The sequence below is a fragment of the Empedobacter brevis NBRC 14943 = ATCC 43319 genome (assembly GCF_000382425.1).
GTDB classification, from domain to species: Bacteria; Bacteroidota; Bacteroidia; order Flavobacteriales; family Weeksellaceae; genus Empedobacter; species Empedobacter brevis.
On the sequence record NZ_KB908293.1, the window covers coordinates 40395 to 64539 of the forward strand.

22 protein-coding genes are annotated in these 24145 nt (G+C 33.6%); 7 read left to right on the plus strand and 15 right to left on the minus strand.

Annotation, left to right across the window (positions count from 1 at the left end; all coding sequences use genetic code 11):
• Window positions 1-48: 48 nt before the first annotated feature.
• The 3 genes from nusA to H277_RS0105565 all read right to left on the minus strand — a co-directional run bounded on the left by nusA (window position 49) and on the right by H277_RS0105565 (window position 2356).
• Window positions 49-1284 (minus strand): transcription termination factor NusA, encoded by a 1236-nt coding sequence (gene nusA, locus H277_RS0105555; protein WP_019974596.1) that lies wholly within the window; start codon window positions 1282-1284, stop codon window positions 49-51.
• Window positions 1285-1298: 14 nt separating this feature from the next.
• Window positions 1299-1760 (minus strand): ribosome assembly cofactor RimP, encoded by a 462-nt coding sequence (gene rimP, locus H277_RS0105560; protein ID WP_019974597.1) that lies wholly within the window; start codon window positions 1758-1760, stop codon window positions 1299-1301.
• Window positions 1761-1870: 110 nt separating this feature from the next.
• Window positions 1871-2356: a DUF456 domain-containing protein gene (locus H277_RS0105565; RefSeq protein ID WP_019974598.1), complete on the minus strand. Its 486-nt coding sequence runs from the start codon at window positions 2354-2356 to the stop codon at window positions 1871-1873.
• Between the two features lie 68 nt (window positions 2357-2424).
• Between H277_RS0105565 and H277_RS0105570 the strand changes: the two genes are divergently transcribed.
• Genes H277_RS0105570 through H277_RS0105580 form a run of 3 tightly spaced genes read left to right on the plus strand, consistent with a single transcriptional unit; the run spans window position 2425 to window position 5200 of the window.
• Window positions 2425-3684 carry a mechanosensitive ion channel family protein gene (locus H277_RS0105570; RefSeq protein WP_019974599.1) on the plus strand — a complete coding sequence of 420 codons (1260 nt, stop codon included), beginning with the start codon at window positions 2425-2427 and terminating at the stop codon, window positions 3682-3684.
• A gap of 9 nt (window positions 3685-3693) precedes the next feature.
• Window positions 3694-4419 (plus strand): pyridoxine 5'-phosphate synthase, encoded by a 726-nt coding sequence (locus H277_RS0105575; protein WP_019974600.1) that lies wholly within the window; start codon window positions 3694-3696, stop codon window positions 4417-4419.
• Window positions 4420-4423: 4 nt separating this feature from the next.
• Window positions 4424-5200 carry an alpha/beta fold hydrolase gene (locus H277_RS0105580; protein ID WP_019974601.1) on the plus strand — a complete coding sequence of 259 codons (777 nt, stop codon included), beginning with the start codon at window positions 4424-4426 and terminating at the stop codon, window positions 5198-5200.
• 122 nt (window positions 5201-5322) lie between these two features.
• On the opposite strand, the gene H277_RS0105585 is transcribed toward H277_RS0105580, so the two are convergent.
• Window positions 5323-6288: an ABC transporter ATP-binding protein gene (locus tag H277_RS0105585; protein WP_019974602.1), complete on the minus strand. Its 966-nt coding sequence runs from the start codon at window positions 6286-6288 to the stop codon at window positions 5323-5325.
• A 143-nt stretch (window positions 6289-6431) separates the two neighbouring features.
• On the opposite strand from H277_RS0105585, the gene H277_RS18685 reads away from it, so the two are divergent.
• The 3 genes from H277_RS18685 to H277_RS0105600 all read left to right on the plus strand — a co-directional run bounded on the left by H277_RS18685 (window position 6432) and on the right by H277_RS0105600 (window position 8397).
• Window positions 6432-7118: a YceI family protein gene (locus H277_RS18685; protein ID WP_019974603.1), complete on the plus strand. Its 687-nt coding sequence runs from the start codon at window positions 6432-6434 to the stop codon at window positions 7116-7118.
• A gap of 161 nt (window positions 7119-7279) precedes the next feature.
• Entirely contained in the window at window positions 7280-7780 is a 501-nt protein-coding gene (locus H277_RS0105595) for a hypothetical protein (RefSeq protein WP_019974604.1), read from the plus strand.
• A gap of 56 nt (window positions 7781-7836) precedes the next feature.
• The gene (locus tag H277_RS0105600) at window positions 7837-8397 is read left to right on the plus strand and encodes a cytochrome b/b6 domain-containing protein (RefSeq protein ID WP_019974605.1); all 561 of its coding nucleotides are present in this window, start codon (window positions 7837-7839) and stop codon (window positions 8395-8397) included.
• A 32-nt stretch (window positions 8398-8429) separates the two neighbouring features.
• Here H277_RS0105600 and H277_RS0105605 read toward each other — a convergent pair whose 3' ends face one another.
• The 6 genes from H277_RS0105605 to gldB all read right to left on the minus strand — a co-directional run bounded on the left by H277_RS0105605 (window position 8430) and on the right by gldB (window position 13113).
• A complete protein-coding gene (locus H277_RS0105605; RefSeq protein ID WP_019974606.1) occupies window positions 8430-8951 on the minus strand; it encodes a hypothetical protein in 522 nt (173 codons plus the stop codon).
• A gap of 35 nt (window positions 8952-8986) precedes the next feature.
• Window positions 8987-9370 (minus strand): DUF423 domain-containing protein, encoded by a 384-nt coding sequence (locus H277_RS0105610; protein WP_026357427.1) that lies wholly within the window; start codon window positions 9368-9370, stop codon window positions 8987-8989.
• Window positions 9371-9388: 18 nt separating this feature from the next.
• On the minus strand, window positions 9389-10060 hold the full coding sequence (gene tsaB, locus H277_RS0105615; protein ID WP_019974608.1) for a tRNA (adenosine(37)-N6)-threonylcarbamoyltransferase complex dimerization subunit type 1 TsaB: 672 nt from the start codon (window positions 10058-10060) through the stop codon (window positions 9389-9391).
• A 239-nt stretch (window positions 10061-10299) separates the two neighbouring features.
• Window positions 10300-11622 (minus strand): TolC family protein, encoded by a 1323-nt coding sequence (locus H277_RS0105620; RefSeq protein ID WP_019974609.1) that lies wholly within the window; start codon window positions 11620-11622, stop codon window positions 10300-10302.
• A 97-nt stretch (window positions 11623-11719) separates the two neighbouring features.
• Window positions 11720-12046, minus strand: a complete 327-nt coding sequence (gene gldC, locus H277_RS0105625) for a gliding motility protein GldC (RefSeq protein WP_019974610.1) — start codon at window positions 12044-12046, stop codon at window positions 11720-11722.
• Between the two features lie 17 nt (window positions 12047-12063).
• A complete protein-coding gene (gldB, locus tag H277_RS0105630) occupies window positions 12064-13113 on the minus strand; it encodes a gliding motility lipoprotein GldB (RefSeq protein ID WP_019974611.1) in 1050 nt (349 codons plus the stop codon).
• 98 nt (window positions 13114-13211) lie between these two features.
• On the opposite strand from gldB, the gene nadE reads away from it, so the two are divergent.
• A complete protein-coding gene (gene nadE / locus H277_RS0105635; protein WP_019974612.1) occupies window positions 13212-14006 on the plus strand; it encodes an NAD(+) synthase in 795 nt (264 codons plus the stop codon).
• 19 nt (window positions 14007-14025) lie between these two features.
• On the opposite strand, the gene H277_RS0105640 is transcribed toward nadE, so the two are convergent.
• The 5 genes from H277_RS0105640 to H277_RS0105660 all read right to left on the minus strand — a co-directional run bounded on the left by H277_RS0105640 (window position 14026) and on the right by H277_RS0105660 (window position 24142).
• The gene (locus H277_RS0105640; protein WP_019974613.1) at window positions 14026-14406 is read right to left on the minus strand and encodes a VanZ family protein; all 381 of its coding nucleotides are present in this window, start codon (window positions 14404-14406) and stop codon (window positions 14026-14028) included.
• Window positions 14399-14779 (minus strand): glycine cleavage system protein GcvH, encoded by a 381-nt coding sequence (gcvH, locus tag H277_RS0105645; protein ID WP_019974614.1) that lies wholly within the window; start codon window positions 14777-14779, stop codon window positions 14399-14401. The genes H277_RS0105640 and gcvH overlap by 8 nt, the downstream gene beginning before the upstream one ends.
• Window positions 14780-14799: 20 nt before the next feature.
• Complete coding sequence (gene sov / locus H277_RS0105650; RefSeq protein ID WP_019974615.1) at window positions 14800-21993, minus strand: T9SS outer membrane translocon Sov/SprA; 7194 nt, start codon at window positions 21991-21993, stop codon at window positions 14800-14802.
• Window positions 21993-22574, minus strand: a complete 582-nt coding sequence (gene ruvA / locus H277_RS0105655; RefSeq protein ID WP_019974616.1) for a Holliday junction branch migration protein RuvA — start codon at window positions 22572-22574, stop codon at window positions 21993-21995. The genes sov and ruvA overlap by 1 nt, the downstream gene beginning before the upstream one ends.
• Window positions 22575-22723: 149 nt before the next feature.
• A complete protein-coding gene (locus H277_RS0105660; protein WP_051094530.1) occupies window positions 22724-24142 on the minus strand; it encodes a serine hydrolase domain-containing protein in 1419 nt (472 codons plus the stop codon).
• Window positions 24143-24145: the final 3 nt, after the last annotated feature.

Genomic DNA, 24145 nt, shown 5'->3' on the forward strand with positions numbered 1-24145 from the left:
TATTTTAATGTTTGCAAATGTATGAATTGTTTATGACTTGAGTGTGAATTAATCTTCAAACTCTTCTTTTAACACACGGATAACGTCTAAAATAGTTTCCTCTTCCAGATCCGTACGTTTGATTAAGTCATCTACATCTTGTTCCAAAATACTTTTGGCAGTATCTAACCCGATAGCACTAAATGCTTCGATTACCCATGCATCGATTTCGTCTGAGAATTCTGATAATTCTACATCCTCGTCTTGGGCTCCTTCTCTAAAAATATCAATTTCCATTCCAACTAACTTAGAAGCTAAACGAACATTGTAACCTCCTTTACCAATTGCTTTCGATACTTCGTCTGCATTTACGTAAACTAAGGCTTTGTTTTCTTCTTCGTTAATTTCGATATTCGAAATTTTAGCTGGGCTTAAAGCACGTTGAATAAATAAGCTTTGATTGTTTGTGTAATTAATCACATCGATGTTCTCGTTACGCAATTCACGTACAATAGAATGAATACGAGATCCTTTCATTCCCACACAAGCTCCAACCGGATCAATACGGTCATCATAAGATTCTACGGCAACCTTTGCTTTATCTCCTGGAATACGAACCACATTTTTGATGGTAATTAATCCGTCTAAAATTTCTGGAATTTCTTGTTCAAATAATTTCTCTAAAAATTTTGGTGATGTTCTTGATAAAATAATTTGAGGTTTTGCTCCTCTCAATTTTACGTCATCTACAACAGCACGCAAAGTGTCTCCTTTTCTGAAAAAATCTGATGGTATTTGATTTTCTTTTGGTAAAATCATTTCATTTTGTTCGTCATCCATAATAATCACTTGCTTGTGACGTACATAATGGATTTCTCCCGAAACAACTTCTCCAATTAATCCTTTAAATTTCTCATATAAATTAGAGTTATCATGCTCCATAACTTTAGACACCAATGTTTGGCGCAAAGTTAAAATGGCACGACGACCTAATGCTTCGATCGGAATTTTTTCCGATACTTCTTCACCTACTTCGAAATCTGGCTCTATTTTACGTGCTTCAGACAATTCGATATCCGTTGCATCATCTTCAGAAAAACCGTCTTCTACTACGATACGGTTATGCCAAATCTCTAAGTCTCCTTTATCAGGATTTACAATAATATCAAAGTTATCATCTGTTCCATATTTCTTTTTCAAAACACTTTTTAAGGTTTCTTCTAAGATTGCCATCAGCGTAATACGGTCGATGTTCTTATCGTCTTTAAAATCTCCAAAAGATTCAATTAATGCAAGATTGTCCATTAAACTTTAATTTTTTAAAAGGTGACTTTTATAATCGCTTTCTTGATGTCAGCGTAATTTATTTTTTCTTCGTGTTCTACTGTAATTTTACCTTTTCCTATTGGTTTAGGCTCGCGTGCTTCCCAAAAAATTGTAACACCTTCTTCATCGGCTTCTACAATTTCGCCTTCCATCACTTTATCATCTAACGTGGCTTCTAAAATTCGACCTACATTTTTTGCAAATTGGCGGGGCATTGTTAAGTTACTTCCTACTCCAGGAGAAGAAACCTCTAATGCAAAATCACATTCTTCTCTATCGAGATTGTGCTCTACATGTCGGCTTATTCTTACAATTTCTTCGACTGAAAGACCTTCATCTCCATCTGCTAAAATTATAATTTTATCATCCGGAGTGATTTTCCAATCGATTAGAAACAATGACGGATTTTCCGCAATTGCTTCATCTATCAGCTGTTTTACTTTACTTGAATCCATATACAACGAAAAAGAGAGCTATAACCAGCCCTCCCCCATTTATTTCTTTAAATTCTCTGCAAATATAGGTAAATATTTTCTATTGACCTAATTTCAATCATTTAATCTGACTAATTCATTAATTGATAAACAAATATTCCTACAAAAATTAATGTTAAAATAACATCATAACCTGTTGTTAAAATAAAACCGACAAAAGATCCAAACGCTGATTTTAAAGCTGCTTTCGGTTCAGCTGCACTGAAAATTAATTCCCCTAATAATGCTCCGATAAATGGACCAATAATAAAACCTATTGGAGGAAAAAACAAACCTATAATTAATCCTATAACAGATCCCCAGATACCATATTTGGTTCCGCCTAATTTTTTGGTCATATAAGCAGGCAACAAATAATCTAAAAGCGCTCCGATCAACACAAAAAGCCCTGCAATTATTATTGTTCCCCAACTGTAACTACAATCTCCACTAAATTTAAAAACCAATAGACCTGCCAATGCTAAAGGCGCACCAGGTAACACCGGTAATACTGTTCCGACTAAGCCCACAACTAATAAAATTCCGCTTATAAGATTTAGTATACTATCGTTATCCATTATTTTAGTATTTTTAAAACTGTAACTTTGCACAAAACAAATCTATTTTCAAACTCAATTGACAGCCTATGCAAGATAAATCTTTTTATGAAGAATTTTCCGATGGAGTAAAGTTTTTTTTCAATCAATATTTTAAAATTGATTTATCTGAAAACCTTTTTACTTTCTTGGAAATCGTTTCATGGATTGCCATTTTATTTATCATTGATTTTCTTTTAAGAGCAACGTTAATTCCTCTTATTAAAAAAGTAAGTCGTTTTACTGAAAACGACTGGGTAAAATTCTTGTACACAAACAAATTTTTTATTTCAACCATTCATCTCATCCCGATTAGTTTTGCACTGAGCATGAATGTTATTTTGTTCAAAAATGATGGAAATATTTTTCATGTCGTTCAACGAATTACACAACTTATTTCCTTAATTGTTTTTACACAACTTATTTTCAGAGTCATCAATACCATTATTGATGTCTACAATGAAGAAAATAGTTACACCACTGTCGGTGTAAGAACTTTTGGCCAAATGCTAAAATTTATCATCACTTTTTTCTCTATTCTTTCTGGAATAATGATTTTGTTTACCGTAGATAAGAATACCATTATTACAGTTCTCGGAGCTTTAACAGCTGCTGTTTTATTAATTTTCCGCGATGCTATTTTCGGGTTTGTTTCGGGTTTGCAAATTTCATATTCCAAAATTGTAAAGGTTGGAGATTGGATCACTATTTCGAAAGGAGATATTGAAGGAACCGTAAAAGAAATTAATATTAACCTTGTTAAAATAGAAAAATTTGATAAATCTATTGCAACTGTACCGACAGTAGATTTGGTTTCATCTCAAGTCACCAATCATATGGCCATGTTAGCAACCGGAACCAGGCAAATAAAACGTTCGGTTTCATTTAATGTGAATTCATTTCAGTTTTGTAATGAAGACATGTTGAATCGATTTGAAGACATCACTTTAATCCATCGTTATATTCAGCAAAAACGGGAAGAAATTACGCTTTTCAATAGAGCCATAGAAAATTCAGACCTCGATATTAATGGTAAAAACTTAACCAATATTGGTGTTTTTAGAATTTATGTGGAAAATTATTTAAAAAGTTTAAAAACCGTTTCTCAAAATGATCCGATTATTGTGAAACAACTGCCGGTTTCTTCTCTTGGAATGCCATTGGAAATTAGTTGTTTTACAACATCAGCAAATAATTTAGAATTCGAACGAATTCAATCTGATATTTTCGACCATTTGTTAACAGCTTGTCGTAAATTTGACTTGGAAATTATGCAAAGCATTTCGCTTTCTGATATTAAAAAATTATAATACAAAATCATGACTAAATTAAGTGTTAATATAAATAAGATTGCTACTATTCGTAATGCGCGTGGTGGAAATACACCAAATCTTGTAGAAGCTGCAATCAAAATTCAGGAATTTGGTGGGCAAGGAATTACTATTCACCCTCGTCCGGATGAGCGTCATATTCGTTACCAAGATGTTTATGATCTGAAGCCTGTTGTAACAACTGAATTCAATATCGAGGGAAAGCCAATTGACAGCTTTATGGAATTGGTTTTACATTCTAAACCGGAACAAGTAACCTTAGTTCCTGACGCAGAAGATGCCATTACATCAAATGCCGGTTGGGATACAATCAAGTACCAAGATTATTTAACGGATGTAATTAAAACATTTAAAAACGCCGGAATCAGAACTTCTATTTTCTTAGACCCTAATCCTGCTTTAGTGGAAGCTGCTGCAAAAACAGGCACAGATAGAATTGAACTGTATACAGAAGAATTCGCTACCCAATATGGATTGGGAAACCTAGATGCAATTATTCCATACAGAGAAACTGCAAAATTAGCTATTGCAAATGGATTGGCGGTAAATGCCGGACATGATTTGAGTTTGGATAATATTGAATATTTTGTGCGAGAAATTCCTGAAATTGCAGAAGTTTCGATTGGACATGCTTTAATTTCTGAAGCTCTATATTTAGGTTTAGAAAATACCATACAAGCTTATTTACGTAAAATTGAATTAGCAAATTTGTAGAATAATGACAGAAATCGTACACAGCAAAATTGTTGGTTCAGGTGAGAAACATTTATTGGTTTTTCATGGACTATTCGGGCAATTGGATAATTGGAGCACATTAGGAAAACATTTTGGCGAATATTTTACGACACATTTGATTGATTTACGTAATCATGGACGTAGCTTTCATAGCGAAGATTCTTCTTTAGCTGCAATGACACAAGACATTGTGAATTATATGGATGCAAATAAAATCGAAAAAGGACATCTTTTAGGACATTCGCTTGGAGGAAGAATTGTGATTGATTTTGCCATGCTTCATCAACATCGTTTGGATCATTTGATTGTTGCAGACATGGCGCCAAAAGCTTATCAACCTCATCATAATGCTATTTTTAAAGCCTTAAAATCAGTTGATTTTGATAAAATTGAAACAAGAAAAGATGTAGAAGCTACTTTGGAGCAATATATCCCGGAAATTGGTGTACGCCAGTTTTTATTGAAAAACGTTTACCATAGTGATAATGGAAAATATGCCTTCCGTTTCAATTTAACTGCTTTGGATCAATATTACCAGGAAATGATCGGTTCTGAATTGTTAAAAGGTAAATTTGATGGGCCAACTTTATTTTTGGGAGGAGCAAATTCTAACTATATCATGCCTGAAGATGAAATGAGTATTAAAGAGCGTTTTCCAAATGCGGAAATCAAAAAAATTGCAAACGCAGGACATTGGTTACATGCTGAAAATCCGAAAGATTTTACAACAGAGGTTTTGAACTTTTTGTTGAATGAATAATTAAAAAAGCGAGGCTCAAAATTTGAACCTCGCTTTTTTAATCTAAAAGAATTATCATACTGAACTCGTTTCAAAATCGTGTAATGAGAAATGAGATGTTGAATTATTTCAACTTGAATTATTTATATAATTTCTCTAAATTTCGTTACTTCAAATTGCAACAATTCGTTTGCGGTTAGTTTTCGAGGAGAATAGGCAACCAATTCTACATTCTTAAAAGAAAAACGAATCAAATAATCTCGTCCCTGAAATTTAGACGAAATCACTTTTCCTTCGAATTTACCATTCTCTGTAATTGCAATTTCTTCCGGATAAATTACAGTTTTAGAAGATGAATTGATTTCTAATTTTTCTGATTCATCCAGAATATTCACATAGCCAAAAAGCTTGGCTACATATTCTGAAACAGGAAAATTCCTTACATTTTCTACCTCATCAAACTGAATCATCTGTCCATTTTGCAAAACCAGAATCTTATCCGACGTATAAAAGGCATCATTCAAATCGTGAGTCGTAAAAATTACAGTAATTTGATGTTCTTTACACCAATCCATAATTTTTTCTCTGATTGTGAGTTTCAATGTTTGATCCAGATTAGAGAAAGGTTCATCCAACAATAAAATCTCAGGTTGCTGTGCTAAAGCTCTTGCAATAGAAACTCGTTGCCGTTGACCTCCACTCAATTTATTTGGAAAAATATGCTTATAATCTAGCATTTCGATAACATTCAGTGCTTCGTCAATTTGTTCCTGTTTAAATTCTAAATCAAAATTGCTTAAGAATTTTCCAACATTTTCCCCTACTGTCACAAAGTCTAATAAATCATAATCCTGTGCGACATATTTCATCATTTTATGACCCGGAATCAGGTTATAAGCCGGACCTCGTAATTTTTTGTTACAATATAAAATCTCACCTTCTTCAAAATCCAATAAACCATATAATAATTTCAGTAAAGTAGATTTTCCGCTTCCGCTTTCCCCAATAACACTAATTACTTCACCTTTTTTCACGACAAAATCAATACCATTAAGTACTTTTTCTTCGAAATCCGGATAATTATAACTGAGTTGTTTTACGTATAGCACGATTGAATAAATTTTCTTATTTTTGGCTAAGGTATTTAGATTTATTCAATATTAAATAATTGGTTAATCATTTCATTTATTGATATAAATCAATACCAACAATCAATTTATATTATAGTTTTGTAAAAAATTTAAAAAACAATATGAAAAAATTATTTTTAGGATTAGCTGTTGTTTCTGCTGTTGCATTAACATCTTGTGGAGGAAAAACTGAAACTAAAGCTGCTACAGAAGCTCAGGAAGGAGCAACTGCATCTGAAGGAGCTGCTGAATTTGCAGTTGATACAACGACATCTGTTGTGAACTGGAAAGGAGGAAAAACTTTTGATGACATCAACAAACCGGAGGAAGGACACTACGGAGTTGTGAAATTAAAAGAAGGTACTGTAAAGGTAAACAACGGTGTTTTAGAATCAGGTAAATTTGTTGCTGATTTTGCTTCTTTCGAATCTAAAGATTTAGACGCAGATGCGGAGAGCAAAGGGAAATTGGACGGTCACTTAAAATCGCCAGATTTCTTAGACGTTGAGAAATTCCCGACAGCATCTTTCGAAATTACAGGAGTTAAAGCTTTGGAAGGTGGTGATTACAATTCAGAGATTTCTGGAAATTTAGATTTCCGTGGAACACCAAAAAATGTTACGTTCAAAGCTAACGTTACAGTTGATGCAAACGGAGTAACAATCAAATCTGAGGAGTTCGGAATTAACCGCAAAGATTTCGGAATTGCTTTTGTTGGAGCAGGAGGTTCTGTTATAAAAGACGAGGTTTTATTGCAAGTTGATTTAACTGCGAAACCAGCTACAGCAACTGCAGAAGCTGCAAAATAATCTGTCTTATAGATATTAAAAATTATAGAAGCCGTTTATCTAGATAGACGGCTTTTTTATTTAATTTTATAAAAAATATAATTTCTCAATTATTTTTTGTGATAATTAATTGAACTTAATTATATTCGTACTCATAATTAATAACATACATTAACAAAACAATGAAAACAATTAAGTTCTTCCACACGGATGAAACATTTAATTATAATATTGAAAAATCTTTATGCAAAGTCGTTTTTCAAGGAAATAAAAAATGTTTATTGGTAGAAATACATTCAACTGATGACTTAGAACATGTAGAAGGAGATTCGTTACAAAATGATTTTCCACAACTTTCTCTCTTTATCGATGATTTTCCTTTAGATGTAGAATCTGTAGAGGAATTAAATGGTAAAAAAGTTTCTATTCCATATGGTTTTGCCGAGGAAGAAGATGAAGAAGGTGAACTTGTAGAAGTATATTACACCTCGTTAAATGTTTCGGAGGAAGATTACGAAACAGTAAATAACGAATTAACTTTCAGTGTAAATGAAAAAGGTATTTTGACCCTGAACTGGAAAGGTGAAGTACAAGATTTTACAGAAGAGTCTGATGGAGATCTTCCCTTTGAAATTGACTGTACTTTTGAAGAATTTGAATTTGACGAAGACGATTACGAATAAAAGAATAAAACAAAAAACCTCTCAAATCTGAGAGGTTTTTTTAATCACTATAAATTATGAAAAAGTTTACTTTAACTCATCGATTATTACATTGGACAATCGGAATATCGATGATGATGCTTTTCTTAACTGGTTTTTTGAGAATGGAATGGATGAACAAGAAAAATCTTTCTACTTTAATTACTCATGAAGTTTCAAAAGAAGGTTTAAACATTTCTGACGCTACTTTAAAAACAATTGGAAGAAGTTCTTTAGAACCAATGTGGCAATGGCACGAAATATTTGCTTATGTCGCTTTAGGTCTTTTTGCCATACGAATTGTCTATATGTTAGTAAAAGGAATCCGATTTCCTAATCCTTTGAAAAGCCATTCAACATCTGAAAAACTTCAGGGAATAATTTATATGATTTTCTATTTATTAATACTAGTTAATATTGTGACAGGATTTTATTTAATGTGTGGAAATGGAACTTACAAAGATCCTATGGAAGAGCTACATAAAACTGCAATTTATTGGTTCCCTCTCTTCTTTCTTATTCATCTCATTGGAATTATTATCGATGAAACCAATAAAAATTCTGGAATTGTTTCGAAAATGATAAATGGTAAAGATTAAAAATAAAAAAGACACTTCGTAAAGTGTCTCTTTTATTTAAACAATTGGTATATTTTATCTTTTTCGTATCTTTCAATAGTTACTTTTTGATCGGTTTTATAGAATGTATATTCTCTACTATTATCCGTATCAATAATATAATTGGGAAAAGATTTATTTGATCTTCTCATCCTTGTCTCCTTGAGATTTTTTCGATCCTTATTAGATATCAAAAAAGTCTTTTTATCAAGAATCAAAAAATAATATTCTTTTTCTAAGAAATAATATCCACTTGATGATTTTACAGTTAAGAGTAATTTATTATCCTTTACTTGATAAGTTCCTTCTGCAAAACTATAATCAGCATTATTGATTTCTTTACCATTTTTATCTAACTCTACAATACAGCTATAAAAAACAGACTTATATTTGAATTGTTGATTGTTAAACAATTTCAATTCAAAGTTGCTATGTTTAAAGATTAAAGGAGAGGTCAATACTAATTTATCTTGTGCTTTTGTATTAATTGCAAGTAAAAATAATAATCCAACCAATAATTTATTCCAAAAACTCATATAACTGATTAACAATTATATAAATATAAAGAAAATTATCTTCCTTTCATAAAAATCCAAGCCAATAATCCCCACCCGATAATCATAAATAAACCTCCTAATGGAGTAATTGGTCCCAGAAATTTCAAGTTCGTATTCCAATGTTCTGCAAACGACAACAAATAGATACTCACAGAAAAAATAAATGTTCCGGCAATCAAACACCAAGCAGCCGAACGTTCTAAACCATTGTTGAAGTGAAAATACATTCCAATCGCCAATAAAACAATTGCGTGATACATTTGGTAACGTACTCCAACTTCAAAACTCGCTAATTTCTCTGCAGGTAATATCTTCTTGAACGCATGTGCCCCAAATGCACCTAAAATAACCGCAATCATTCCATACAATGAAGCGATTGTCAAAACAAGATTTTTCATAATTATCTCTTTTTATATTTATTCAGATTTCTTTTTCCCGGCCACAAAATCTTTCAAATAATAAGGCTCGAAATAAGCTACATCCTCAAAAGATTGTTGATTAAATTTTTCTTCTGCAACACGAATCATATCTTTCGCTGACGGAAAAGTTTGAACAAATGTTGCATTTAAATTTCCTAAAACTTCCCGGCACTTCTCTGCGCCATCACCTACAAAGACAATTCGTTTTCCTTTCAATTCTTCAAAAGAAGTTTCATCGATGACTTTTGCTTCGGTTTCTGTTAATTGATTGCCTTGTTTATCAAACAAAGCGGTATACACTTCCATTCGGCGAGCATCAATCATTGGAATGATCAAATCAAACTCTTTATTGAATTGAGATTCAGCTAAAATCTGCAATGAATTTATAGCCAGTAACGGTATATCGGAACCGTATGCGAAACCTTTAGCAGACGAGACACCAATTCGCAAACCTGTGTAAGAACCCGGACCTTTTGATACACAAACAGCATCTATATCTGTCCAATTTATTTCGGCTCCTTTTACACACCAGTCTACAAACTGATTCAATTTCTCACCGTGTGCATAGTTTTCATCACTTTCTTCAACCAAACATAGTTGAATGCCATCTTTAGCAATCGAAACTGAACAATTTTTTGTTGAAGTTTCTAAATTTAAGATTGTTGCCATGATGCAAAGATACATCACGAAAGTTAGATGACTTGTGTTCGGTAAGATGATTTTCTTTCGGAATTAAGGAAATAATCACTTTAATTTGTCTGCTGAACAAGCTCTAATCTATTTACAACTGAATTTTGGTCTAAAATAGTTCCCGGCGAAAGTACTGCATTTGTTTCAATTTTAGACTGAGCACCTCCTAAGACTCCAAAATTTGCTACATTCGTCGCTATAGCTTGGTTATTTAATCGTTATTTTTCTTCTAGTGTAATTGGAACTCCTGCATAGAAATCCAATACTTTTTGTTTGAAAATATAGTTGTATTTTGCTTGTAACATTTGGGATTCTGAAACCATCATATCATTTCGAGATCGGTTAAAATCATATAAATTGATTACACCTGCCTGGTATGATTTTTCTGCAAAGTCGTACGAAATCTTAGCATATTTTACCGCCTCTTTTGACGAATCATACGACGCATAAGAACTATTCACTTCGAAATAAGCCGACTGAACGTTTTTCAATACATCTTGTTTCGATTGCAAGTAATTTACTTTTACTAAATCTTCGTTGATTAAAGCTTTTTGAATATTAATTTTATACGAATATTGGTTCCAAATCGGAATTGTAACTCCTACGCCAAAAACTCCCGTTACATTATGACGTAATTGCTCTAACAATGCATCTTGACGCAATCTTTTGTTAAAATACTGCATATAATTTGTTCCAAAATTAAAACTTCCTGTTACTTTAGGGAACAATGATGTTCTGGCAATTTGTGTTTCTTTTGAAGCCACATCCATCTGCAGTTCTGCATGCTTTACAGCTGGTTGGTTCTGATAAGCCGTTTCCACAATATCTTCCAAGTTGTATAACTGAGAAGTCACATTATCAGGTATTTTGACATCCGTCACCGCAAAATTCCTATAATCATTTAACTGCAATAACATTGCCAGATTGAACAACGAACGTTCGATTTCAATCTGTGCGTTTACAACTTCACGCGTATTTGCTGCCACTTCAGATTCTGACTGTGCGACAACAGATTGCGCCACATTTCCTACTTTAAATTTCTTGATATTCTGGTCTAACAATTGTTTTGAAATACTCAGATTTCCAACAGCAACCTGCTTCAATTCTTTATTCAGTAAAACAGCTAAATAGTAATTTGCTATTTGCAACGAAATATCATTTACAGTAATGGCTGTTTGTACTTTTGCTGCTTCCAACTCTAAAGTAGCCTTGTCTTTATTCAGCTGAACAATTCCTCCATTATAAATGTTAATACCGGACTGTACACCAAAAGAATGTGTAAATTGATAATAGCCTTTTTCAATAACAGGATTATAGGTTCCAATTGTAAAATTGTTATCCACATAACCAGAAACTGTAGGTAACCACGCGTTGTAAGTTTGTTCCAGGTTTTTATTGAATATTTCTTGGTTAATTGTATTCTGTTGAACAGTCAAATTATTTCTTGAAGCGTATTCAATACATTTTTCAATGGTCCATTCTTCTTGAGCAAATGAATAAATTGAAGCTAAAAAAGGTAGCGCAAAAAATAATCGTTTCATAAACTATTCTGGTCAGAAAATTAAAGATATTAAATAAGTCGAATTTCTAACAAAAATGTTACGAAATCCGACTTAAAAGTTTATAGGGTTAACAATATTAACCTTTAATTTTTGAAGCAACTGCAAATTCTTCTGCAAAAGCAGCAATTCTTTCCGCTACCTCCTTTTCTTCTGTTGCTCTTTCGTAAGAACTTGACATAGAAATTAAGATTTGGTGAAAGAAACGTTTCATATCATCTTGTGTCATATCTTTTGTCCACAGATCAATACGCAAAGCTTCTTTTGATTTGTCATCCCAAACAGAAAGTAACATTGCTTTTGTTTCTTCGTTGCTAATTCCTCCATCTGGAGCATTCCAAGTCATTTTTTCCGGCACATGATTTTCGTCCAATTCAATCTCTACAGATATATTTGTTGTTCTCATAACTTCTACTTATTAGTTTATTTGACAAAATGGTAAACTTTACCATCTATTGTTTTTGTTGTATAATTTGCTGAATTATTACTTTCTAAGGCGGGTTTGTATTTCGATTCTTTGAAAATTTTCTGCGCATCCATATCCTCTAATAAAGCCTTTAACTCTACTTTTGAATTTACTTTCATGTATTGACGAATAATTTGCAATCCAATCCAAGCTGCAATTTTCCCAGGAGATTCTTGCTCTATTTCATTATTAAATTTAGAAAAAGGACTCGTACTCAAAAAACGTTTATCTAAAGAAACATCAGAGCTGAACACATAATTTTGTTCCACAAAGAAGTTCCAAATCTGTCCTTCATTAGCAATGCACCATTGAATTTGTTCCGGCGTATAACCTACCTTATATTCATCTGGTGTATCTGTTAACAAGGCATCTTGTAAAATGAGTTTCTTTCCTTCATAAATCATTTTATCGATAAATAATTGATTTCTTGGACTAAATGTAACAATATCGTTTGCAATGGCATCAACTGCCTGTGATGGTAAACGCAACAAATCCATATTCGAACGCAAATAACGCTCTACACCAATACTGTCATACAATTTATTTTTAGCCCCTAAATAAGCATCCATTGCAATAAACATTAAACCGGATTGCTGGCTAAACATAATTGGATAATCTAAATTCTGCAGTCCTGATGAATAGGTGTAAATTGTTGGAATTTTATATTCAGGAAAATAATGTTGATAACGTTGAAACATTGGGGTCAACGATTGATTCAATTCGTTAAAATTTCCAAAGATTTTTCTTGACTGCCCATAAATATTCAATTCTTCTTTATTGCGACGCTGCTTTTCCCATATATCATCAGCTGTTTTCGCATCAAAAAAGAAAGGATAATCTTTTCTCAATGTCGCTAAAGGAATAGAGTCATTAAAAAAGTCCTGGCTTATATCATGAATGTTTAATTGAACATTTTGCTCTTTCACATCCACATTCCATGATTTTTCTTTTTTGCACGCAGTAAATAAAATTAAACTCGCAAAAGCTAAGCGATATACAAATTTCATTGTTTGGTTATTTAGCTAACAAAAATAGTAAAATAATCTGTAGAATTTTAAACCTTAGTTTTTTTCATAATGCTATATTTGAAATAAATTATTAAACTATGCAAACTGAAAAAGTTGTACAATATATTGTTTCCTGGTTAAAAGATTATTTGGAAACTTCACATCAAAAAGGATTTGTAATCGGAATTTCAGGTGGAATAGATTCTGCCGTTACCTCTACGCTTTGTGCGATGACAGGTTATCCACTGTTAAATTTGGAAATGCCTATTCACCAAGAAAAAAATCAAGCCGATAGAGCAAAACGACATATCGAATGGCTGAAAGAAAGGTTTTCTTCCCCAATCGATTCTATAGAAATTGATTTAACCACAACTTTTGATGCAATGGTTTTGGCTTTACCAAAAACTGAAACGACAGACAAAGTCAATTTAGCTTTGGCTAATACACGCTCACGTCTGCGAATGACGACACTTTATTATTTTGCTGGTTTGCACAATTATTTGGTTGCAGGAACAGGAAACAAAGTAGAAGATTTTGGGGTCGGTTTTTATACTAAATATGGTGATGGTGGAGTAGATTTGAGCCCAATCGCCGATTTGATGAAATCGGAGGTGTATCAAATTGCAGCATTTTTAGGAATCAATACGGACATTCAGAAAGCAAAGCCAACCGATGGTTTATTTGGAGATGATCGTTCAGATGAAGATCAATTAGGAGCAAACTATGATGAATTAGAATGGGCGATGAAAGCCAAAGATATCGGCTATAGTGCTGATGAATTCGATGGTCGTCAAAAAGAGGTTTTCGAAATCTATTCGAGATTGAACCGAATTAATCAACATAAAATGGTTCCGATTCCTGTTTGTGATATTCCGGATGAATTAATGAAATAAAACAAAAAACTCAGTATTCCTACTGAGTTTTTTTATGTTGTAAATAATATGTAATTGCCATATAAGCTAAGGTGATGCCTGATAAATTTGCCATTAAATCTACAAAATCAAAACTTCGATGAAGTGATGTTAAAATTCCTTGCAAAATTTCGATCAAAAAGCTGATCAGAAATGGAATAATCATCAACCGAAGGTTAGTTAGTTTGTATGCGACAAATAATAAAATCGTCATCATCCCAAACATTCCACAATGTACAATCTTATCTAAATTATTAATCTCAAAGAAGATCTCCAATTCTTTTATCGTACCTAATTTCGAGAAATTTTCTTGTGGAAGCAGTGTCAAATAAAACACAACGCTTACATAAGCAAAAAATAATATTTTTTTTGTCTTATGCACCGATTAATTCTCCGTAAGCAGCAGCATCTAATAAAGAATCTAATTGAGATGCGTCTTCAACCTTCACTTTGATAATCCATCCTTTTCCGTAAGGATCAGTATTGATTAATTCCGGTTCTCCCTCTAATTCTGTATTGAATTCTACTACTTCACCGCTGATTGGCATAAATAAGTCAGAAACTGTTTTTACTGCTTCTACTGTTCCAAAAACTTCTTCTTGACCTAAAGTTTCTCCTTCAGTTTCCACATCAACATAAACGATATCTCCTAACTCTCCTTGTGCGAAAGCTGTAATACCAATTGTTGCAACGTCTCCTTCTACAGAAATCCACTCGTGATCTTTACTGTACTTTAAATTGTTTGGAATGCTCATAATGTTTGTTTTATTGTTTTTTAATTTCCGAATGTAAAGGTAGCACTAAATCCGGCACGAATTTGAGAAATTGGAAAAGCTGTTGAAATTTTATATTTACTCATCATCTGATCCCAATAGAATCTCACATTCAGGTTTTTACTCACGTTGTAATCTGCCGTTAATTTAAATGTCATAATTCGCTGACCTCCCGTTATTTGAGAATCTCCTCCTACACCAGTTTTTTTACCAGGATCATTTATATCTCCAAAGACATCTACTATTTTCCTAATCGTTGTTTGATTATCTCTTAAAGAGAAATCTCCTCGTATATTCAGATCACCTTTAATTGTTTTTTGGCTTCCTTGGTAACGGATTTTCATTTTGAAATCTTTGAAAATATATCCAAATCCTAAAATATATTCAGACCCATAGTCCTCTGTGTATGTGTAATTCACTGCACTTAGCGATAACAGACGATCTCTATTATATTGTGCTCGTAATTGCATACTGTTACGAAACGTTAAATCTACTCCCATTAATGGAGAAAAAGACTCGATCATTGTAACAGCCCCATACAAATTCCTTGTATAGAAATTTCCATTACTATCTGTTCCTGTTACCGTTCCTCCGTTTAATACTCCTGCATCTAACATATAGTTTGGATTAGATTGAACTCCTGTTGTTGTATAAGTAGAGTTGTACGCACTTGAAATTTCTACATTATCAAAATACTTATTTACAATTGGAATAGATTTTAATCCGGTATACGTTATTCTCCAGTTCGGAATTGGAATCGACCTGTTATAACCTAATTTATAACCGCTCGCATCTTTTCCTTGCACCGCTGATAAAAATGCCGGTAAAAGTACATCTGAACTTTTTTCACTAAATCCTTCGTAGTACCCTAAATCTTCATTTTCTGAACTTCCTCTCGTTCTTCCTAAACGTCCAGAAATTGTTTTCGTATTGGCTAAAAATTGTTCAAAAATCGCATCACCATCTTTAAACGCTGTTCTGATATTAACTGTGGAGATATTAAGATTTGTCAGCTCATCGATATAAGGATTTTGAACAGCCAGATTAAATCCGGAATGATAAATACGACGATCTTTCATTCGTTTCGCATTCAAGTCAATTCGTAAATCCGGAATTGGTTCAATCAAAGCAGTTGCATTAAAATCGCTTCCTTTTGTAATTTGATAAGCATCCGTCATCAATTCATCTCCGACAACTAAACCTCTTTCTACCAGTTGTCGTTTTATATCGAATTGCGTTCCATAAACAAACCCTAAACCTGGTCCATTTTTACCATCTACGCCAAAAAATCCCGGTTCATATAATAGTCCTGGAATCACAGCTCCATTCCGTTGATTATAGGTGAAATTTGCACGCTTTAAAGATGATAACACCATCCATCCATAATCTTTGGCTGTAAATTTATGTTTGAATTTATATGCCGATTTTTTATTTGTACGACGCTTCTTCGAAAATAAGGTTGCATAAGCAGTATTCAATGAGTCAATTTCGGCACGACGACCTTTTAAAATAGAATCGAAACGTTTATAACCTTTAAATTCAGGATAAAATCTTGTAAAATCTAAATCCCCTATTAAGTTAATTGAATTCGAATTCTGGGCAGTACCTCTTCCTAAAGTAGCATCTCGCGTTTTAATCGATCCATCAGAATTTACAACTTCTGTTTCAAAATTTCGATAAGCCGTTGCCGTTGCGATCCAATTGTAATTTGATGTAAATCCAGCTTCAATATTCATCCAATTTAAATAAGGGAAGAATTTCAACGGCAATTTATAATTTAACTGAAACTGCTGATCATACTGAACAGGACGACCTATTGTAAACATATTTTGCCAAATCAAACTTTGATCTGCTTGTTGAAATGTAGTTCCGTCATTCAAGGTCATTGTTGAAGAGGTTAAATCTAATCTCAACGATTTTGTCAAATCAAATCCTAAGTTATACTGCCAATTAAACAAGAAATTGTTACTGTAAGTAGGACGAATCAAACTTGAAGAACCTCCTCCTAAATATTGGCTAATATCACGGTATTGTCTTTCACTATATGTACGCGCAATTTCTGTTCGGAAAGAGAAGCGTGTTGGCAACGGATTTATATTAAACTCCCGAATAAATTGTAGGTATTTACTCGATTCTTCTTTTGGCTGAACAGCTCTCCATTTCTTAAATGGTTCATAGGATTTCCCTTTGAATCCATAGCTATAGTTTAAAGAAGCCCTCAATTGCTGATTGATATTATATTGTGTATAAATATCGCGGTAATAATTATCCGAATACATCATCGAGACTGAGAAATTCGATGGATCGTAGAATCTGACAGGACTGTTAGTACTTGTTGATCTGATTTTACGAATATTATTGAACGCAAAACTCTTGAATTGTGTATACGTTCGTACAACTTTCTCTAATTCTGCTTTATTAGGAGCTTCATCAAAAATAATATCATTATCCAACGGATTATATTTCGGGTCAACAAAGCTTTCTTGAATGGTAAAATCAAATGGTATTTCCATTCCCCATTTCTTCGGTAAGAATTTATCTAATTTTACTTGCGCATTCAAAGCATATTGCAACGATTCGTCCTGATTACGGTTCGCAGGTCCTTGATCTATTGCTCCAAAACCTACAGAACTTTTGCTTCCTGAAACTTGCACATTTGCAAAATCTCCTAAATTGAATTGGACATTTGCTGCTGCTGCATATCCGCCTTTGTTATCAATTTCACTTAAACGAAGTTCATTCACCCAAAGTAATACTTCTTTCTCTGCTGATCCGGAAGTGTTACGTACACCAATCATTATAGATGAAACATTACCCAATGTTGGGCGACCTTTTACATAAACTGTTTTATTAGGATTTTCCTGATCAAACGCAAAGTTAAAACGCTGCAATGTACTGAAACCATCTGCATCCCTTTGTTTTTTTGCTTCTGTGAACAAATCTGTTGTAAGGTCGATGAAGTTTTCATCTGGCCAAACAGTACTTTCAGTCGTTGAACTTTGAGGCGTATACTTCACAGGCATTTCATACTCGTAGTAGTTATCCGTGTAATCACTTCCTAAACGAATAAATAATTTTGTACCATTATCTATTGCGTTCGATGTTCTATCCAGTAAGTTTTGTGCCGATACAAACATTTGCATTTTTTTGTATCGTCTCAAATCTAAATTTGTGTTCTTGAAAATAGCTTTTGAGGTACTTCCCGGTTTGAATTTCGCTTTCAAGGTCATCGAAGCCTCATTTTGCGATTGGTACCCTGTCGTTCCTTGTGTTTGTTCGCGATAAACACCTGGAGGCATCATATAGCGAGGACGATCAGTTCCATTACGTTCAATACTTACTTCTCCTACTTCTAAATCATCTATATTTTTATCCTCTTCTGCTCCTTCTTGATTTCCAGCAGCCATAAATGGGTAAACATTTTTTGTATAGCGACGCCATTCCGAACGAACTAAATCAAACGTTCCGAAACGAAGTGTCGTTTCCTGCTCAAAACCTCGCATCACCATACGCATGAAACGAGCAGCTGTTAAAACACTTTCTGCTTGCGAAATAGACGCTTCGTTGTTTAATTCTTCTACACCGTCTCCATCAATATCTAAATCGTAATTATCAACCGGAATACGAACTTGGTACCATTTTACTTTATGTTTACTTTTATCCGGAAACTCTCCGTCGACCTCTTTCCTCGCAACAATGTATTTATTGTTAGGATCCTCTAAACTCTGACGGTCAATTTTTAACGTATATTGGTTATAATTTTCTGTTTGATCTAAATTGAAATCGCCGTTAATATCTTCTGTATCCGGAATCAAGGAAGAGGCATGTAATGGGTTATCTGTGGAGTTATTCCCTTGCGGATTTCTAAAATAACGGTAACGATCCTGTACTGTATTTCCTATTGATGCTCCTCTGAAACGATCGTCTAAGAAGAATAAATAATTATCATTCGCCGGATCTAATTCTCCCGTCACTAAATTATTACTTGTAAGTCCGTAACGTTGTGCTTCTTCTTCATCTGTCAATCCATTGTACCCTAAATCTTGCTGTTTACGAGCAGCTCCATCTGTATCGAACGCATATAAAATAGGATTTAATTGAGGCGTTAATCCCCATTTCGTAGAAACTGTAACAGCTCCGTTTCCTGAATGTGGCATCCCATTTTCGTACATCATTTCTCCATCTTTCAAGACATCTTCCGAAACATTTCCTAAATGCACCAATAATTCTCCTTCTCCTCCATTCCCATCTGCATAAGGATCCATCATCCAAAATTCGATATACTCCACATTAGAATCTTTGAAGTTTGATACTGAGATAGGACGCATCATTGCTCCCCAATTCTTTGTATCTGTCGCATTAGGATTCACATTATATGGTCCACGTTCTTGCGGATAAAAAGTCATATCTAATGTGCTGATGTACGAGTTCGTTCCTGCCATTACATCGCGTTGATCAAAAAGCTCTCTCAACTTAATTCGACGAGCCATATGCGAAGACATTTGCTGGTCTGTTAAAGGAGAACTTCCTCCAAGTCCATAAAAACGAGGATCAATCGTATACCATGATAACATACGACGACCGTTATTGAACGATAAATCATCATTCTTCATTCCATTCGGGAAAAACGGGTGAAAACCGGAAGCAGAATATCCTGCAGGTTTTCCCGGCGTTGACCCAAATTTCCAAGAACCAATATCAAGTAAACTTATACGAGATTGAGAATCTTCAAAATCATCAATATAAGAATATCCTCCTGTCACTTTATTAACACCGGGCATTAAATAAGCCGCTTCTGCCTGAACACTAATGTTCGACATTTGATCCGTTTTAATTCCCGGAATTTTATTTGTTAAACGTGTTAACCACTCAGCTTCTGAGTTATATTGTGTATTCAGTCCAAAAATTGTGTTATTAACAGGTTCTGAACCAAATTGAGTTTTTTGTGTAACCGGACGCTCTTGGTAATTAATTAATGTTCCGCCTAACATAAATTTATCACTAAACTTATGCTCAACATTCACTCCCATGAAACGTTTCTTCTGTAGGTTAAATGTTGATTGATTTTCCAATGCTACATTAATTGGGGCACCGGAATTTTTCAACTGTTCGTTAATGATTTTTACACGACCCAATTGATAATCTACCGTATAATCTATGCCCTCTGTTAATATCGCCCCACCGGAAGTTACCTTAACAGATCCTTGAGGCACATTGAAAGCTCCCAAAGGAATTCCGTCCGAAACAGTCCCTTTATAGCGTCCTTCCAATGTATAGCGATTGGCTAATTTTTCTCCAGGAAGTGTATTAGGTAATTGACGGTAAATTTGATTGAAAACATATTCTTGATTTTGACCTTGTAATTTATCATTCAAATAACTACCAAAAGGTTCTTTCGTAGTAAAAATAATATTTCCTCTTTCTGTATCAATCGTAATTCCTGATTCAAAATCAAATAAGCCATCTCCCTTACTTCCGTCAGGATTTTGTTGCAATTGACCGTTTGAATTCAACCTGTCCATGTTCAAAACCTGAAGTAACGATTGTTCTGATACAGCTGAATTTGGTAAATAATTTAACTTCCCTGAAGACTGTTCACTATTATCTTTGAAGTTAATATTTAACATAAAATCTTCATTCGAAACACCATAAGCATTTAACGAATAGATATTTTTCATCATCAAATCCCACATTGGTGATGCCACGTTTACAGCAGAATTTGGTTTAACTAATTTCGCTATAATAGGTTTATCAGTCTCATCAGACATTTGCCCTACAGTATACAACTTTCCAGGATCTGTACTTAATGTATATTGAAATGAAACAGCCAATAAATCTTCTCCATCTACTAATGGAGTATTCAATGAAATGTATCCTAACTTTGGATAAAAGGTAAATTCAGAAGCATCAAGTTTCCGTACATTTTCATTAACGATAAAGTTTTCACCATCTTGAAATTGTTCACCGTTAAAGTTGTAGCTATTTAAGAAGCTTCTTGCGTCGCTAATTTTCGTAAATTCTCTATCTAAAATATCTTTAAATAGTGTATTATTATCATTCTTAGGCGCTAAATTACTTTCTGCAATATCTCTTAAAGCTATAATTGAACGTCTGTTTTGTTGATTTCCTCCTGATTTATCAACTTTCCATACTTCAATTCGCTGAATATTAATATTACTATTTATTGCAGGATAATTGGATAAAGCTCTATCATAACTATTTCTGAAGTATTGTCCTAAGAAAAAGTGTCGGTTGTATTCATATTTCTCGGCAGCGATTTTAAAATCCGTCATTACACCTCCACCTTGCACAACTATATTTTTTGATTCTGAACGCTGTTCAGAAAATACAGCTGAAACATTGGTACGTCCAAATTTTAAATCTGTACGAACACCAAAAAGTGATTGTGCACCAGTAATCAAAGAGGTACTTAACGGCATCGAAATATTACCGACTTCCACATTTTGTAAAATATCGTCTTCACCTCCAAACGGATCCAATTTATTTCCTAATGCTTTTCTCCATTGAAGTTTCATTTGATTCTCAAAACCAAAACCAGCTTGGGTATCATAATTCACTTTCATTTGAAGATTCTCTCCAACTTTTCCCAAAATACTTAACTGCATACGTTGATTAAGATCCATCGTAAGGGTTTGCCTATTCTGTGGTAAAAGCATTGGATTGTCTATCTTTTGCAAGAAAACACCAAGGTCCAAACTTGCATAACCTTGCGGAATTAAAGAAATTTCAGAACCTCCGAAAATAGTTTCAAAAGCTTTTGATTTTACTCTAAAACTTGGTAATATGCTACTTTCTTTCTTTCCTTCTTTGTCTCCAAATCTTTCCTCACGATAAAATTGATCATTGGTTTGAGATTTCGTTCGGAAATAATTTTTCATGTCTTGATTCTGAACCAATGTCAGATATTCTTGACGTGTCAAATAAATCGGTTCAGAAACTAAGCTCGTCCCGATTTGAGGATATAAGATATATTGACGCTTTATGGCATCATAATGTACATCGTATTTTATTTGATTATCTAAAAACAATCCACCTTTTTGATCTCGTATCGGAAACTTTAGTGTATCATTTTCCTGAGCCATAACATCGCCCATATTTCCTATTGCAAATAGAAAACATAAAGCAGCTATAGTAGAGCCTTTACGAATAGATTTTGGTTCGCTGTGAATCTTCATTAAATTTTCTTCAAGGTTTCTTTTACTAAGAATTCCACGTCTGCATCTGGTTGATCTTGTAAGATTTTATCCATTATTTTCTCTGCAGATTTTTTAGGAATTCCTAAAACTTCTAAAGCAGATAACGCTTCATTTTTAGATTTATTTTTAACCGAAGTAGAATTAATGTCTAATATTAAATTTTGATCCAATTTATCCTTCAAATCGATAATGATTCTTTGAGCCGTTTTAGCTCCAATTCCTTTTACACTTTGTAATAATTTGGCATCTTCTCCTGCAATAGCTGTTGCGATTTCTTTTGAAGACAAAGTAGAGATAATCATCATTCCTGATGCCGGACCTACACCATTAACACTAATTAATTTCTGAAAAATTTCTCTTTCCAGCTTTGTAGCGAAGCCATACAGGATATGTGCATCTTCGCGGACAATTAAATGTGTAAAAATTGTAACAAGTTCCTCCTGCTCTAACGTTGAATATGTATTAAGTGAAATATTGACCCAATATCCGACACCATTACAATCTATTACAGCATTTGTTGGGTAAATTTCGATTAATTTACCTCTTAGTTGTGTTATCATTCTGAAGTTTATTTAGTTACACTACATATAGTGATAACGTCAAAAATACAATTTATTTTGTAAGGATAAAAGTTGGACATGACTTAAACCCACAACACCTTTTATGTTAACATAAAAGGTGTTGTGAGATTTACATTGAATATAATCAATTATTTAATTTTTGTTTTCTCGATTTTCTCAATCATTTTTTCCGCATTCCCATTGGTTCCGCCAAGGCTGATTGCTTTGTTGTACCATTCTAAAGCCAAATCATATTGCTTGTTCGTAAGGTAAGCTTCGCCTAAACTATCGGCAACACTTGCGTTATTTGGGAACTCTTTTACAACCAATTGAAATATTTTGATGGACTCGTTGATTTTGCCCGCTCGTAGTAATTCGTAGCCCAACGTGTTGAGTTCGCTTGGATTGTCAAAACTGTATTCCTTCTCTGACGTTTTTTTCAGTTGATAATAATTTTCAATCGCTTTATTCACATTGGTTTTCGCCTCTTTTCTTAAGGCTTGATAAACGGATTTTTTAGGAATTTGGTAGGTTTTTCCCAGCGTAATGTAGCGAATGGTATGACCTAAATCCCAAACTTTATTCCGATTGTTGGATGCCAGAATTACAATGACATCATTTTTCATATCATTTAATAGAATAGATTCAAATTTATATGAAATACCGTTGTGACGCTGCAATTCATCTTCTTCATAATATCTACCAAGAGAAGCACCTTCTTCTTTTGCATACGGATTATTCAACAATGTGTCAAAGGATTTTCTGGAAATCAAACGATTATGATTCATCGCATCAATCCATTTGTACATATCATTGATATCCAACCAAACCCAACCGCTGATAAACTCCATTTCCAGGCAACGGACATTGTCCATATCATAACAAGACGTTCGGTTTTTATACCCTGATTTTGCGTCAAAAACGGAATTGGTCATTTTCAACGGTTTGATAATGTTTTTAGTAACAAAATCTTGGAAAGTCATTCCTGTTATCTTTTCAATAATTCTTCTTTGCAAAAAAACATTGCCATTATCGTATCTATAACCCTTTCCAGGCTCAAATAACAACGTATCCGTTTTTCTCAAAATCTTCCAAGCTTCTTCATCATTTTTCGGAACGATCATTTTATTTTCAATCCGAGGAATTCCGCTGGCGTAATTAATCAAATGTCTTGTCGTCACCTTTTCGGACCATTTTGGTAATCCCAAATCAAATTTGGAAATCGGATCGTCAAGATGTAGTTGACCACGTTCTACTAACATCATAATAGCAACTGCATTAAACTGCTTTGCAATAGAGCCAAAATTTAAAATTGAATTTTTCGTTAAGGGCGTTTGTTTTGTTTCATCAGTAAAACCAAATGATTTTTGATAGATGATTTTTCCTTTTTTGGCAACCAAAACATTTCCGTTGAACAAATCTCTTTCGTAGGATTTTGTCATTAAGAAATCAATTTCAGCGGTATAAGTTGTGCTTTTTTCGGTTATACTATTTCTGGTGCTGCAACTGAATATCATCAATAAAACGAATAGATAGCCGATGCTTTTTGCGAGATGATATATTTTCATAAA